Raw genomic sequence first — 13,915 nt, forward strand, 5'->3', positions numbered from 1 at the left:
GCCATGGCGATCCGCACGCTCGACAGCCTCGGCGACCTCGCCGGGAAGACCGTCCTCATCCGATGCGACTTCAACGTGCCGGTGCAGGATGGTCGGATCACCGACGAGGGACGCATCGTCGCCTCGCTGCCCACCCTTCGCGCGCTGCTCGAGCAGGGTGCGAAGGTGGTGGCGATGTCGCACCTGGGTCGCCCGAAGGGCGAGCCGGAGGCGAAGCACTCGCTCGAGCCCGTCGCACGACGGCTCGGCGAGCTGCTCGGCACCGAGGTCGCCTTCGCCACCGACACGGTCGGTGAAGCGGCGCAGCGCGTGCGGATCGCCCTCGCGGACGGGCAGCTCGCGCTGCTCGAGAACCTCCGCTTCGACCCGCGCGAGACCAGCAAGGATCCTGCCGAGCGCGCGGCCTTCGCCGCGGAGCTCGCGGCCGGCGCCGACGCGTTCGTCTCCGACGGCTTCGGCGTCGTCCACCGCGAGCAGGCGAGCGTCTTCGAGATCGCGCAGGCGCTCCCGAGCGCAGCCGGGCTGCTCGTGCAGCGCGAGCTCGAGGTGCTGTCGCGCCTGACCGAGTCGCCGGAGCGCCCCTACGCGGTCGTGCTCGGCGGCTCGAAGGTCAGCGACAAGCTCGGCGTGATCGAGCACCTGCTGCCGCGCGTCGACCGGCTGCTGATCGGCGGCGGCATGCTGTTCACCTTCCTGGCGGCGAAGGGCCACGGCGTGGCCGCGAGCCTGCTGGAGGAGGATCAGCTCGAGCGCGTGCGCGGCTACATCGCGCAGGCCGAGCAGGCCGGCGTCGAGCTGGTGCTGCCGACCGACGTCGTGGTCGCCGCCAGGTTCGCGCCGGATGCCGAGCACGAGACGGTCGCCGCAGAGGCGATCGAGCAGAGCAGCTTCGGCACCGACGGCATCGGGCTCGACATCGGGCCCGACAGCGCCGCCGCGTTCGCCGAGGCGATCCGCGGGTCGCGCACCGTGTTCTGGAACGGCCCGATGGGCGTGTTCGAGATGGAGGCGTTCGCCGCGGGCACGAAGGCGGTCGCACAGGCGCTGACCGAGGTGCAGGGGCTCGCGGTCGTCGGCGGCGGCGACTCCGCGGCCGCGGTGCGGCAGCTGGGATTCGACGATGCGGCGTTCGGCCACATCTCGACGGGTGGCGGCGCGAGCCTCGAGTTCCTCGAGGGTGCTCGCCTGCCTGGACTGGAGGTGCTCGGATGGTGACGGAGACGAGTCGGCGGACGCCGCTGATCGCAGGCAACTGGAAGCTGCAGCAGGATCACCTGCAGGCGATCGCGCTGGTGCAGAAGCTCGCCTGGACGCTCCAGGACGCGAAGCACGACCATGCGTCGGTCGAGGTGGCGGTGTTCCCGCCCTTCACCGACCTGCGCAGCGTGCAGACGCTGATCTCGGCGGAGAAGTTCGACCTGCGCTTCGGCGCACAGGACGTCTCGGAGCACGACTCCGGCGCGCACACCGGCGAGGTGTCGGCAGCGATGCTCGCGAAGCTCGACTGCGCGTACGCGATCGTCGGCCACTCCGAGCGCCGCCAGGATCACCACGAGTCCGACGCGATCGTCGGCCGGAAGGCGGCGGCCGCGCTCCGCGCCGGCATCACCCCGATCATCTGCGTCGGGGAGACCGCCGAGGACCTCGAGCAGCACGGTGCATCGGCCGTGCCGGTGCAGCAGCTGCGGGAGGTGCTCGCCGAGCTGCCCGCGACGGGCGAGATCGTCGTCGCCTACGAGCCGGTCTGGGCGATCGGCTCCGGGCAGGCCGCCACGGCGGAGCAGGCGCAGCAGGTCGCGCAGGCGCTGCGCCAGACCATCGCAGAGGTGCGGAGCGACGAGGCTGCGGCCGCGACGCGCATCCTGTACGGCGGCAGCGTGAAGTCGGGCAACATCGCCGGCTTCATGCGCGAGCCCGACGTCGACGGCGCGCTCGTCGGCGGCGCGAGCCTCGACGCCGCCGAGTTCGCGGCGATCGCGCGCTTCAAGCACCACGTCGGCACGTGATCCATCGCCGTGGGGAATCCCTGCGGTAGGATGCTCGTTGGACTTCACGCGGACTGTGCATGACAGCAGTGCCGCGGATTCGGAAAGAGGGCTAGTGGAGATTCTCCAGATCATCATGCAGGTGATCCTCGGCGTCACGTCAGTGCTGCTGACGCTGTTCATCCTGCTGCACAAGGGTCGCGGTGGCGGCCTCTCCGACATGTTCGGCGGCGGCGTCGGCTCGTCGATCGGCTCGTCGGGGGTCGCGGAGCGCAACCTCAACACGATCACCGTGTTCGTGAGCCTCGCGTGGCTCGCCTCGATCGTCGTGCTCGGCCTCATCACCAAGTTCGCGGGCATCTGATGGCCAGCGGAGGAAGCGCCATCCGAGGGTCGCGCGTCGGTGCCGGCCCCATGGGCGAGCAGGACCGTGGCTTCCACGCCGACCGCGTGGCCGTCTCCTACTGGGACGCGATGGGCAACGAGACGCTGCGCTACTTCGCAGCCGACCTGCCCGAGGACGAGATCCCCGAGGTCATCGACTCCCCGTCGACCGGTCTGCCCGCAGGCCGCGACAAGGAGAACCCGCCGCAGGTGGCGAAGAACGAGCCGTACAAGACGCACCTCGCGTACGTGAAGGAGCGCCGCACGCCCGAGGAGGCGACGCAGCTGCTCGATGAGGCGCTGCAGAAGCTGCGCTCCGCAGAGGGCCGCGGCTGACCCGTCACGCCCTGCGCGGGTCAGGCCCAGCGCGGTCAGACCCAGCGCCGAAGCGGCCGTCCTCTCACGAGGGCGGCCGCTTCCGCGTTCCGGGGTGCAATCAGTCGAGGAGCACCGCCGCCGCGGCATCGTCGAGCAGCATGACGGTCTCGAGCCGCCCCTGCGGTGCGCCCGCGGGCGCGATGTCGGCGTCGGCGCCGCTGTGCGCGAGCGCGACGGCCTCGGCCTTGTCGTCGCCCGCCACGATCAGCCAGACACGGTCGGATGCGTCGATCGCGTCGAGCGTGAAGCTCAGGCGGTCCGGCGGCGGCTTGGGGGAGTCGCGCACCGCGATCACGCGGGCGCCCCGCTCCCGGACGCCCGGCAGGCCGGGGAAGAGCGACGCGATGTGCGCATCCGGCCCCATGCCCAGCAGCGTCAGGTCGATCCTGCCGAGCTCCTCGAGCATCGCGGTCGCCTGCACGGCGCCCTCGTCGAGGGTCGCGCTGTCGCTGGCGGGCAGCTCGTGCACGTTGGCCTCGGGGATCGGCACGAGGTCGAGCAGCGCCTCGCGCGCCTGCTGCGCGTTGCGGTCGGCAGAGCCGGCCTCGACGAAGCGCTCGTCGCTCCAGGTGATGTGCACCCGCGACCAGTCGATCTCGCGGTCGGCGAGCGCCGCGAGCAGCTCGTTGCCGACGCTGCCCCCCGTCACGGCGATCGTGGCGCGCCCTTGGGCGACGAGCAGGTCGCCGATGAGCGCGGTCAGACGGTCGGCTGCGGAGCGCACCAGCGCCGCGCGGTCGCCCAGGATCTCGTGCCTCATGCCGCCTCCCCGAGGGTCGACGCCAGCACCTGACGGTACATGTCGTCGGGAGCCAGCTTGCGCAGCTCCTCGGCCAGCTGATCCTCCAGGCCCCGCGTCGACAGCGCGACGTGGTGCTCCGGCTGGCCCGGCTGCTGCAGCACGCCCACCGCGTCGCGCACGCGCGTGAGCGAGGAGTCTCCGGTGAGGCGATGCAGCTCGACGGCGTGGAGGCCGCTCGATCCGGTCGGCGTGTCGCCGGCGGGCAGCTTCTCGATCGGCACGTGCAGCCGCAGCCGCAGCCAGGCTGCCATCAGGTGCACGCTGGGGTTGCTCAGATCACCGGTGACGCGGCCGCCGGTGACGGGCTCGTACGGCGGCTGGTCGAGCAGCGCAGCCATGTGCGCGCGCCAGTTGGTGAGGCGGGTCCAGGCCAGGTCGGTGTCGCCGGGCTGGTAGCAGCCGGCGAGCGCCAGGATCGCCGCGTGCGGGTCGGCCTGCTTGCCGGAGTCGGTGATGCGGCGCTGCGAGATCTGGCCCAGCTGCGAGGCCGAGGGCGTCTCGGGCATGAAGCTCGGCCACCACGCCACCACGGGCGCATCGGGCAGCAGCAGCCCCTGCACGATGCCCAGCAGGTGCGAGCCGAGCTCGCCGTAGCACTGCAGCAGCACGACCTCGCTGGCTCCCGCGTCGGCCCCGACCCGCAGCTCGGCATCGAGGCGCGCCTCTTCGCCGGCATTGACGCTGTCGGGGTTGCGGGAGACGACGATGACACGCATCGGATGCTCGCGCGATGCCTGGTTGGCGGCGCGGATCGCCTCCTCCTCGCCACCGATCTGCGTGTGGATCACGAGGGTCAGCACGCGGCCGAGCGCGACGACACCGCCCTCCTCTCGGATCTCGAGCATCCGCCGCTGCACTTCTGCGGTGTTCGTGCGGGTGAGCCTGATGATCACGGTCGCCTCCAATGCCGTCCGTCGCGGGCGAGCAGCTCGTGGGCCTCTCGGGGACCCCACGAGCCGGGCTGGTACTGCTCGACGGGCCCGCTCGTCGCCTGCCAGTGGTCCTCGATCGGGTCGAGGATCTTCCAGGAGAGCTCGACCTCCTCGTGGCGCGGGAAGAGCGGCGGGTCGCCCAGCAGCACGTCGAGGATGAGGCGCTCGTAGGCCTCGGGGCTCTCCTCGGTGAAGGCGTGGCCGTAGCCGAAGTCCATGGTCACGTCGCGCACGTGCATGCCGGGACCGGGCACCTTCGAGCCGAAGCGCATCGAGACGCCCTCGTCGGGCTGCACCCGGATGACCAGCGCGTTCTCACCCATCGTGCTGATGTCCGAGGCCTCGAAGAGGTACTGCGAGGCCCGCTTGAAGACGATCGCGATCTCGGTGACGCGACGGCCCAGCCGCTTGCCGGCTCGGAGGTAGAACGGCACGCCCGCCCAGCGGCGGTTGTCGACCTCGAGCTTGACGGCAGCATACGTCTCGGTGTCGGAGTCGGGGCGCATGCCCTCCTCCTCGAGGAATGCCTTGACGAAGGCGCCGCCGTGCCAGCCGGAGTCGTACTGGCCGCGGGCGGCCGACTCCGACAGGGGGAGGGGCACGCGCGCGGCGCGCAGCACCTTCTCCTTCTCGACGCGCAGGTCAGCCGCGTCGAAGGAGACGGGCTCCTCCATCGCGGTCAGCGCGAAGAGCTGCAGCAGGTGGTTCTGGATCACGTCGCGGGCGGCACCGATGCCGTCGTAGTAGCCGGCGCGGCCGCCGACCCCGATGTCCTCGGCCATCGTGATCTGCACGTGGTCGATGTGGTTGGCGTTCCAGATCGGTTCCCACAGGGCGTTCGCGAAGCGCAGCGCGAGGATGTTCTGCACCGTCTCCTTGCCCAGGTAGTGGTCGATGCGGAAGACGCTGTCGGGCGGGAACACCGACTCGACGACGGCGTTCAGCTCGCGAGCCGAGGTCAGGTCGTGGCCGAACGGCTTCTCGATCACGACGCGGCGCCAGCGGTCGCCCTCGCCCTCGGCGAGGCCCGAGCGCTTCAGCTGCTGGGTGACGAGCGGGAAGGCGTTCGGCGGGATCGACAGGTAGAACGCGTGGTTGCCCATCGTGCCCCGGGTCGCGTCGAGCTCGGCGAGGACATCGGCGAGCCGGTCGAAGCCCGCGTCGTCGTCGAAGTCGCCCTTCACGAAGCGGATGCCGTCGGCGAGCTGCCGCCAGACGGATTCGCGGAACGCGGTGCGCGCGTGCTGCTGCACGGCGTCGCGCATCTGCGCGGCGAACTCCTCGTGGCTCCAGTCCCGGCGGCCGAACCCGACCAATCCGAACCCGGGCGGCAGCAGGCCGCGGTTCGCGAGGTCGTAGACGGCGGGCAGCAGCTTCTTGCGCGCGAGGTCGCCCGTGACGCCGAAGAAGACCAGGCTGTTCGGCCCCGGGATGCGGGTGAGCCGCTGGTCGGAGGGGTCGCGCAGCGGGTTCTGACCGGCGGCGACGATCGCGCCGCCGCCGGCCTGAGCCTCGGTCATCGCGCCGCGAGGGCGAGGAGCCGCTCGAGCCCCTCGTCGAGATCGCTGAGCGTCAGGGTCAGCACCGGGCGGCCGTGCTCGGCGAGCACGCTCGCGTCGCCCGAGGCCTGCGCCTGGATCAGCTGCCCGAAGGTGAACGAGCGGCCGGGGATCTCGAGATCCTCGTGGGGCTGGCCGAGCAGCTGCAGGAACACGCCGTTCGGCGTGCCGCCCTTGTGGTACTGCCCGGTCGAGTGCAGGAAGCGCGGGCCCCAGCCGAAGGTGACGGGCCGGCCGGTGCGGGCGGCGAAGGCCTTCCGCAGCCGCTCGAAGCGCGGCTGCCCGATGCGGTCGAGGTAGGCGTGGATCGCCACGTAGCCACCCTCGCCCAGCTGCTCGAGCAGGGCGTCGACCGAAGCCTCGAGCGAGTCGCGCGCGACGTCCGCGGTGCCGCGGATCTCGACGCCGCCGTCGACCGCGACGGCCTCGGCCGCCGGCTCGAGCGCGTCGAGGAGGCCGCGCGCGGCGATCTTGGCCGACTCGACGTCGGGCTGGTCGAACGGGTTGATGCCGAGGATGCGCCCGGCGACCGCCGTCGCGAACTCCCACACCAGCAGCTGGGCGCCCAGCGTTCCGGCCACCTCGACCTCGCCGTGGGCGACGTGCTTGGCCTCGCGGGCCGAGCCCACCAGGCGCACGACCTGCAGGTCGGGCAGGTCGGCAGACAGCTCGGGCGCGTCGCGCTCGAGCACGACGGGCAGCAGGCCGAGGCCGTCCTTGCCGGTCGACTCGGCGATCAGCTGCTCGGCCCAGTCGCCGAGGCCCACGATGTGGGTGCCGTCGGCGACGAAGCCGATCTTGTCGCGCAGCGGCTTCGTGCCGGCGATCGCCGCGGCCAGCATGAGGCCGGGGTTGTCGTCGGCGTCCTCGCTGATCTCGGCCAGCACGGCGTTGGCCTCCGCCAGCAGCTCACGCACGTCGACGCCGGCGAGGCCCGAGGGCACGACGCCGAACGCGGTGAGCGCCGAGTAGCGGCCGCCCACGTTCGGGTCGGCGTTGAAGACGCGGTAGCCGGCCCGGCGGGCGTCCTGATCGAGCGGCGAGCCGGGATCGGTGACCACGATGATGCGCTCGGTCGGATCGATGCCCGCCTCGCGGTATGCGGCTTCGAACGCGCGGCGCTGGCTGTCGGTCTCGAGCGTCGAGCCCGACTTCGACGAGACGACGAGCGCGGTGCGCGCGATGCCGTCCTTCAGCGCGCGGCGCACCTGCTCGGGCTCGGTCGAGTCGAGCACCGTCAGGTGCACGCCCGCGGTGCGGGTGATGACCTCGGGTGCGAGCGAGGAGCCGCCCATGCCGGCGAGCGCGATGCGGTCGACGCCCTGCTGGCGCAGCTGCTTGCGCAGCGCCTCGATGTCGTCGAGCAGGCCGGCCGAGTTGGCGGCGGCGTCGATCCAGCCGAGGCGGATCGAGGCCTCCGCCTCGGCGGCATCGCCCCAGAGCGTGGCGTCGCCGGAGACCATGCGACCGGCGACGCCGTCGGCGACGAGCTGCGGCACCACCCGGGCGATCGCCTCCTTCGCGGCACCGGAGGCGGTGATGATGAAGGTCATGCGCCCGCTCCGGCCTGGTCGAGGTGGCCCCGCACGGTCTCGACGAGCTCGGCCCACGAGGCCTCGAACTTCTCGAGCCCCTCGGTCTCGAGCAGCTCGACCACGTCGGTGTACGAGACGCCGACCGCGTCGAGCGCGTCGAGCACGCCCTCGGCCTCGTCGCCGCGGCCGGAGACCCGGTCGCCGGTGATCGTGCCGTGGTCGGCGAGCGCCTCGAGCGTCTTCTCGGGCATGGTGTTCACCGTCTGCGGCGCGGTCAGCTCGGTCACGTAGAGGGTGTCGGGCAGCGCCGGGTCCTTGACGCCCGTGGATGCCCACAGGGGCCGCTGCGTGTTCGCACCGGCTGCGAGCAGCGTCTGCGCCCGCTCGGTCTGGAACGCCTCCTGCCAGACGCGGTAGGCGAGGTGCGCGTTCGCGATGCCCGCCTTGCCCTTGAGCGCGAGCGCCTCCTCGGTGCCGATCGCGTCGAGGCGCTTGTCGATCTCGGAGTCGACGCGCGAGACGAAGAACGACGCGACCGAGTGCAGCTTCGACAGGTCGTGCCCGGCCTGCTGCGCGCGCTCGAGCCCGGTCAGGTAGGCGTTGATGACGTCGCGGTAGCGGTCGAGGGAGAAGATCAGCGTGACGTTGACGCTGATGCCGGCGCCGATCGTGGCCGCGATGGCCTCGAGGCCCTCCTTGGTGGCGGGGATCTTGATGAGCACGTTCTCGCGGCCCACCATCTCGTGCAGCGTCGCCGCCTGCGCGACGGTGCCGGCGGTGTCGCGCGCGAGGCCCGGCTCGACCTCGATCGAGACGCGGCCGTCGAAGCCGTGCGTCGCGTCGTACACGTCGGCGAAGATGTCGCACGCGTCGGCGACGTCGCTCGTGGTGAGCGCGGTGATGACCTCGTCGACGCCCGCGCCGTCGGCGGCGAGCTCGTGGATCGCCGCCTCGTACGACTCGCCCTTGGCGATGGCGTTCGCGAAGATCGTCGGGTTCGTGGTCACGCCGGAGACGTTGCGCTCCGTGATCAGCGCGGCGAGCGTGCCGCTGGTGATGCGCTCCCGCGACAGGTCGTCGAGCCAGATGCTGACGCCGGCGTCGGCGAGGGACTGGGTGTTGTCGTTCATGTGTCTGCCTCCTGTCAGCCCGCTCAGCGGGCTGCCTCGATCGATGCGCGAGCTGCCTGGACCACGGCCTCGACCGTGAACCCGAACTCGCGGAAGAGCGTCTGGTAGTCGGCGCTGGCGCCGAAGTGGTCGATCGCGACCGTGCGGCCGGCGTCGCCGACGATGCGGTGCCAGCTGAGCGCCGAACCGGCCTCGACCGACACGCGAGCCTTCACGCCGGCGGGCAGCACCGACGCGCGGTACTCCTCCGACTGCTCGGCGAACCACTCGAGCGAGGGCGCTGCCACGACCCGCGCGGCCACGCCGTCGGCCTGCAGCTGCTCGCGGGCGCCGAGCGCCAGCTGCACCTCGGAGCCGGTGGCGATGAGGATCACGTCGGGCGTGCCGCCGGTCGCCTCGGCGAGCACGTACGCGCCCTTCGCGACGTTCGACGCGGCCGCGAGCGTGTCGCCCGTCGCCTCGCCGTCGCCGCGCTCGAGCACCGGCAGGTTCTGGCGGGTGAGCGCGATGCCGACCGGCCGGTCGCGGCGCTCGAGGATCGTCTTCCACGCCCAGGCGGTCTCGTTGGCGTCGGACGGACGCACGACCTCGAAGCCAGGGATGGCGCGCAGGGTCGCGAGCTGCTCGACCGGCTGGTGCGTCGGGCCGTCCTCGCCGAGCGCGACCGAGTCGTGCGTCCACACGTGGATGGGGTGCACCCCCATGAGGGCCGCGAGGCGCAGCGACGGGCGCTGGTAGTCGCTGAAGATCAGGAAGGTGCCGCCGTACGGCCGCGTCGGGCCGTGCAGCACGATGCCGTTGAGGATCGCGGCCATCGCGTGCTCGCGGATGCCGAAGTGCAGCGTGCGGCCGGCGGCGGAGGCGTTCGGCCACGACTTCGTCGCGTGCTGCGACGGGGCGAACGAGCCCTTCCCCTCGAGCGTCGTGTTGTTCGACTCCGCGAGGTCGGCCGAGCCGCCCCACAGCTCGGGGATCACGTCGGCGAGCGCGTTCAGCACCTTGCCCGACGCGGCCCGGGTCGAGACCTCGGTGCCGCCCTCGAACGTCGGCAGCGCATCCGCCACGCCCTCGGGCAGCGCGCCCGACAGCAGCCGGTCGAGCAGCGCCTTGCGCTCGGGGTCGGCGGCGGCCCACGCGTCGAAGCGGGCCTGCCACGCCTCGCGCGCCTCGGCGGCACGGGCGGCGGCGTTGCCGCGGGTGTACTCGATGACGGCGTCGTCGACCTGGAACGACTGCTCCGGGTCGAAGCCGAGCATCTCCTTGACCGCCGCGACCTCGTCGGCGCCGAGCTTCGAGCCGTGGATCTTGCCGGTGCCCTGCTTGGTGGGGGCGGGCCAGCCGATGACCGTCTTCAGGATGATGAGGCTGGGCTTGCCCGTCTCGGCCTTCGCCTGCTCGATCGCGGTGTGCAGCGCGTCGACGTCCTCGACGTACTCGGCCGCGGTGGGGTCGTCGCCCTGGCGCCAGGAGACCTCGAGCACCTGCCAGCCGTAGGCCTCGTAGCGGCCCTTGACGTCCTCGGTGAAGGCGATGTCGACGTCGTCCTCGATCGAGATCGCGTTGGAGTCGTAGATGGCGATCAGCCGGCCCAGCTCGTGGTGCCCGGCGAGCGAGCCCGCCTCGCTCGTGACGCCCTCCTGCAGGTCGCCGTCGCCGGCGATCACGTAGGTGTAGTGGTCGAACGGGCTCTCGCCGTCGGCGGTGTCGGGGTCGAGCAGCTCGCGCTCGAAGCGCTGCGCGTAGGCGAAGCCGACGGCCGAGGCGAGGCCCTGGCCGAGCGGTCCGGTGGTGATCTCGACGCCCTTGGTGTGGCCGTACTCGGGGTGTCCGGGCGTCAGCGAGCCCCAGGTGCGGAGCGACTCGAGGTCGCTCTTCTCGAGGCCGGAGCCCGTGAGGTACAGCTGCACGTACTGGGTCAGCGACGAGTGGCCGACCGAGAGGATGAAGCGGTCGCGGCCGAGCCACCTGTCGTCGGCGGGGTCGCGATCCATGACCTTCTGGAACAGCAGGTGCGCCACCGGCGCCAGGCTCATGGCCGTACCGGGGTGGCCGTTGCCGACCTTCTCCACGGCGTCGGCGGCGAGCACACGCGCGGTGTCCACTGCCTGCTGGTCGTTGGTGGTCCATTCGAATGCCAAGGAGGCTCCTTCTTCGTGCGGCATGCGGCCGCTGCGGTGTGGACGGAGTGCGACCCGACCAGCATAGTGAGCAAGCGCATGCGCCCCCCGGTCGATTCCCGCACGATGACGTTGCGTGTCAGATAGACTGCCGGTTGGCCTTCGGGCACCCCCACCCGCCTCCTGGAACGGATCCGCTGCATGTCGAACGCGACCTCGTCCGGCGTCACGACGCCCGCGACGACGGACGATCGGCAGCGATCGACCCTCGCGGTCAAGGCCGCCGCCTACGTGGCGCTCACCAAGCCGCGGGTGATCGAGCTGCTGCTCGTGACCTCGCTGCCGGTGATGTTCCTGGCGGCGGATGGGGTGCCGCCGCTGGGCGCGCTCGTCGCGACCCTGGTGGGCGGGTTCCTCAGCGCCGGCAGCGCCAACGCGTTCAACATGGTCTTCGACCGCGACATCGACCGCGTGATGCACCGCACCCAGCAGCGGCCGCTCGTGACGGGCACGCTCTCGGTCACCGAGGCGCGGGTGTTCGCCTGGTCGATGGCGGTCGTGTCGACGCTCGTGCTGGGCTTCTTCGCGAACTGGCTGGCGGCGTCGCTGGCGGTCGCGGCGATCGCGTTCTACGTGCTGATCTACACGATGCTGCTGAAGCGCCGCACCGAGCAGAACATCGTCTGGGGCGGCATCGCGGGCTGCTTCCCGGTGGTCATCGGCTGGGCAGGCGTGACCGGCTCGCTCGACTGGCCGGCCTGGATCCTCTTCGCGCTCGTCTTCCTCTGGACCCCTGCGCACTACTGGCCGCTGTCGATGAAGTACCGCGCCGACTACGAGGCGGCAGAGGTGCCGATGCTCTCGGTCGTCCGGGGCCGCTCGATGGTGGGCATCCAGGTCATCCTCTACGCGTGGGCCTCGCTCGCCTGCACGCTGCTGCTGATCCCGGTCGCCGGCATGGGCTGGCTCTACACGGGCGTCGCGGTCATCGCCGGCGCCTGGTTCGTGGGGGAGGCCCACGGCCTCTACAGCCGGGCCATCAAGGGCGCTGTCGAGGTGCGCGCGATGCGCGTCTTCCACGCCTCGAACACCTACCTGACGCTCATCTTCCTCGCGGTCGGCGTCGACCCGCTGCTGCCCTTCTAGCGCGGCTCGCCCCGCTACACCCGGTCGAGCATCTGCAGGAGCCTGCCCTCGCGCAGCGCCCACGGGCTGACGTCGAGCTCCTTCACGCCGAACGCCCGCATCGCCTCCGACAGCACGATGCCGCCGGCGACGATCTGGAAGGTGCGGTCGGGCGTGATGCCCGGCAGCGCCGCGCGCGAGCCGGCATCCATGCGCGCGAGCCGCGGCACCCAGTCGTCGAGCTGGGCGCGGGTGAGCACGGCGCGGTCGGCGTCGCCGACGCCCGGCATCGCGTTGCCGGCGAGCCGGGCGAGCGACCGGATCGTCTTCGACGAGCCGATCACGTGCTCGGGCCGGCCGAAGGGCTTCACCTGCGCGACCGCGTCGTCGAGCACGCCCTTGGCGTAGAGGCGCAGGGCGCGCTGGTCGGCCGCCGACGGCGGGTCGGCCTTGAAGAAGCCGACGGTGCTGCGGCCGGCGCCGAGCGGCACCGACAGCGCCATCGCGGGCTCCTCGTCGTCGCCGATGGCGATCTCGAGCGAGCCGCCGCCGATGTCGAGCAGCAGCATGCGGCCGGCGGCCCAGCCGAACCAGCGGCGCACGGCGAGGAACGTCAGGCGCGCCTCGTCGGCGCCCGAGAGGATGTCGAGCGAGACGTCGGCCTCGCGCTCGATGCGCGCGACGACCTGCTCCCCGTTGGCCGCCTCGCGCAGCGCGCTGGTCGCCATCACGACGAAGTCGTCGAGCCGCTCGCTGCGGGCGATCGCGGCGCACTCGCCGATCGCGCTCAGCAGCGCCTGCACACCCTCGTCGCTGATCGAGCCGTCCTCCTGCAGGTAGCGCATCAGCCGCAGCGTCAGCTTGTGCGAGCGCGACGGCACCGGGCGGCCGCCGAGGCGCACGTCGACGATCAGCAGGTGCACGGTGTTCGAGCCGATGTCGAGCACGCCGAGCCGGGCCCCGTGGCGCACGTCGCCGATGGCGCCGTCGAGCGGGCGCTCGACGGTCATGCGCCGACACCGACGGATGCGTCCGCCCGCTCTGGGGACGCATCCGCCCCCTTCGGAGGCCGGAGCGAGAGCACCGCCGCGGCTCCGATCGCCGTGGTGATCACCGAGAGCAGCATGTGGATGCCGACGAGCAGGATCGGCAGGCCGAGGTTGGACTGCACGATGCCGACGGCGATCTGCACCACGATGACGGCCAGCAGCGCGAGCGACCAGCGCAGGTGCGCGCGCGGCCCGCGGCGGATCGCGACGACGACGACGGCGAGCACGAGCGCGAGCAGGGCGTAGCCGGGCCACGCGTGCACGTGCTGCATGACGGCGGGATCGAGGCCGTTGCGCGCAGCGCCGCCGTCACCGGCGTGCGGGCCGGAGCCGGTGGTGAGCACGCCGACGAAGATGACCACGGCCAGCACCAGCGTCATCGCGTGCACGAGCATCGCCTGCCAGCGCGGGGCGGTGCGCGGTCCGGCGGGGCCGACGACGACCTTCCAGGTGAGCACCGCCGAGATCGCGACGAGGATCACCGACAGGTAGAAGTGGATGCCGACGGTGTCGGGCCGCAGGCTCATCCAGACGACGACGGCGCCGATGAGCGCCTGCAGGATCGTCAGGCCGAGCACCAGCGCCGAGAGCGTCACGATGGTGCGCCCGGCGTGCCGCCAGATCGCCACGACGAGCATGACCACGGCGATGGCGACCACGATGCCGCCCCAGACGCGGTTCGAGAACTCGATGATGCCGTGGATGCCCTGCTCCGGCACGGGCGTGAACGACTCGGGCGTGCAGTTGGGCCACTCGGAGCATCCCAGGCCGGATCCGGTGAGCCTGACGGCGCCGCCGGTGCCGACGATGATGATCTGGGAGACCAGCGTGGCCCATGCCGCGACCGCCAGGCCGCGCGAGCGCTCGAGCAAGATGCACCTCTCCTGCCGTTCGCGATAGGATCGTCGGGAGCCCATCG

General features: G+C 71.9%; 13 protein-coding genes. 5 read left to right on the top strand and 8 right to left on the bottom strand.

The window, feature by feature from the left end; genetic code table 11:
• Positions 1 to 3 precede the first annotated feature (3 nt).
• From Q9250_RS04155 to Q9250_RS04170, 4 genes are all read left to right on the top strand, one after another.
• Positions 4 to 1,215, top strand: coding sequence for a phosphoglycerate kinase (locus Q9250_RS04155; protein WP_306233330.1), 1,212 nt, complete (start codon positions 4 to 6; stop codon positions 1,213 to 1,215).
• Positions 1,209 to 2,006, top strand: coding sequence for a triose-phosphate isomerase (gene tpiA, locus Q9250_RS04160; RefSeq protein WP_422665073.1), 798 nt, complete (start codon positions 1,209 to 1,211; stop codon positions 2,004 to 2,006). Before Q9250_RS04155 ends, tpiA begins: the two co-directional genes overlap by 7 nt.
• 94 nt (positions 2,007 to 2,100) lie before the next feature.
• The gene (gene secG / locus Q9250_RS04165) at positions 2,101 to 2,349 is read left to right on the top strand and encodes a preprotein translocase subunit SecG (protein WP_306233332.1); all 249 of its coding nucleotides are present in this window, start codon (positions 2,101 to 2,103) and stop codon (positions 2,347 to 2,349) included.
• Positions 2,349 to 2,705: an RNA polymerase-binding protein RbpA gene (locus tag Q9250_RS04170; protein WP_306233333.1), complete on the top strand. Its 357-nt coding sequence runs from the start codon at positions 2,349 to 2,351 to the stop codon at positions 2,703 to 2,705. Before secG ends, Q9250_RS04170 begins: the two co-directional genes overlap by 1 nt.
• Before the next feature lie 100 nt (positions 2,706 to 2,805).
• Here Q9250_RS04170 and pgl read toward each other — a convergent pair whose 3' ends face one another.
• From pgl to tkt, 6 genes are read right to left on the bottom strand one after another with little or no spacing between them, the layout of a single operon-like run.
• Complete coding sequence (gene pgl / locus Q9250_RS04175; RefSeq protein ID WP_306233334.1) at positions 2,806 to 3,507, bottom strand: 6-phosphogluconolactonase; 702 nt, start codon at positions 3,505 to 3,507, stop codon at positions 2,806 to 2,808.
• Positions 3,504 to 4,442, bottom strand: coding sequence for a glucose-6-phosphate dehydrogenase assembly protein OpcA (locus tag Q9250_RS04180; RefSeq protein ID WP_306233335.1), 939 nt, complete (start codon positions 4,440 to 4,442; stop codon positions 3,504 to 3,506). The genes pgl and Q9250_RS04180 overlap by 4 nt, the downstream gene beginning before the upstream one ends.
• Positions 4,439 to 6,001 carry a glucose-6-phosphate dehydrogenase gene (gene zwf, locus Q9250_RS04185; protein WP_306233336.1) on the bottom strand — a complete coding sequence of 521 codons (1,563 nt, stop codon included), beginning with the start codon at positions 5,999 to 6,001 and terminating at the stop codon, positions 4,439 to 4,441. Before zwf ends, Q9250_RS04180 begins: the two co-directional genes overlap by 4 nt.
• Positions 5,998 to 7,593, bottom strand: a complete 1,596-nt coding sequence (locus tag Q9250_RS04190; RefSeq protein ID WP_306233337.1) for a glucose-6-phosphate isomerase — start codon at positions 7,591 to 7,593, stop codon at positions 5,998 to 6,000. The genes zwf and Q9250_RS04190 overlap by 4 nt, the downstream gene beginning before the upstream one ends.
• Positions 7,590 to 8,705 (bottom strand): transaldolase, encoded by a 1,116-nt coding sequence (tal, locus tag Q9250_RS04195; RefSeq protein ID WP_306233338.1) that lies wholly within the window; start codon positions 8,703 to 8,705, stop codon positions 7,590 to 7,592. Before tal ends, Q9250_RS04190 begins: the two co-directional genes overlap by 4 nt.
• A 23-nt stretch (positions 8,706 to 8,728) precedes the next feature.
• Complete coding sequence (tkt, locus tag Q9250_RS04200) at positions 8,729 to 10,867, bottom strand: transketolase (RefSeq protein WP_306233339.1); 2,139 nt, start codon at positions 10,865 to 10,867, stop codon at positions 8,729 to 8,731.
• A gap of 156 nt (positions 10,868 to 11,023) precedes the next feature.
• Here tkt and Q9250_RS04205 point away from each other — a divergent pair, with 156 nt between their 5' ends.
• Positions 11,024 to 11,968 (top strand): heme o synthase, encoded by a 945-nt coding sequence (locus Q9250_RS04205; RefSeq protein WP_306233340.1) that lies wholly within the window; start codon positions 11,024 to 11,026, stop codon positions 11,966 to 11,968.
• Between the two features lie 14 nt (positions 11,969 to 11,982).
• Here Q9250_RS04205 and Q9250_RS04210 read toward each other — a convergent pair whose 3' ends face one another.
• On the bottom strand, positions 11,983 to 12,957 hold the full coding sequence (locus Q9250_RS04210; RefSeq protein WP_306233341.1) for a Ppx/GppA phosphatase family protein: 975 nt from the start codon (positions 12,955 to 12,957) through the stop codon (positions 11,983 to 11,985).
• Positions 12,954 to 13,868, bottom strand: a complete 915-nt coding sequence (locus Q9250_RS04215) for a COX15/CtaA family protein (RefSeq protein ID WP_306233342.1) — start codon at positions 13,866 to 13,868, stop codon at positions 12,954 to 12,956. The genes Q9250_RS04210 and Q9250_RS04215 overlap by 4 nt, the downstream gene beginning before the upstream one ends.
• Between the last annotated feature and the right edge of the window lie 47 nt (positions 13,869 to 13,915).

Source organism: Agrococcus beijingensis (assembly GCF_030758955.1).
GTDB lineage: Bacteria > Actinomycetota > Actinomycetes > Actinomycetales > Microbacteriaceae > Agrococcus > Agrococcus beijingensis.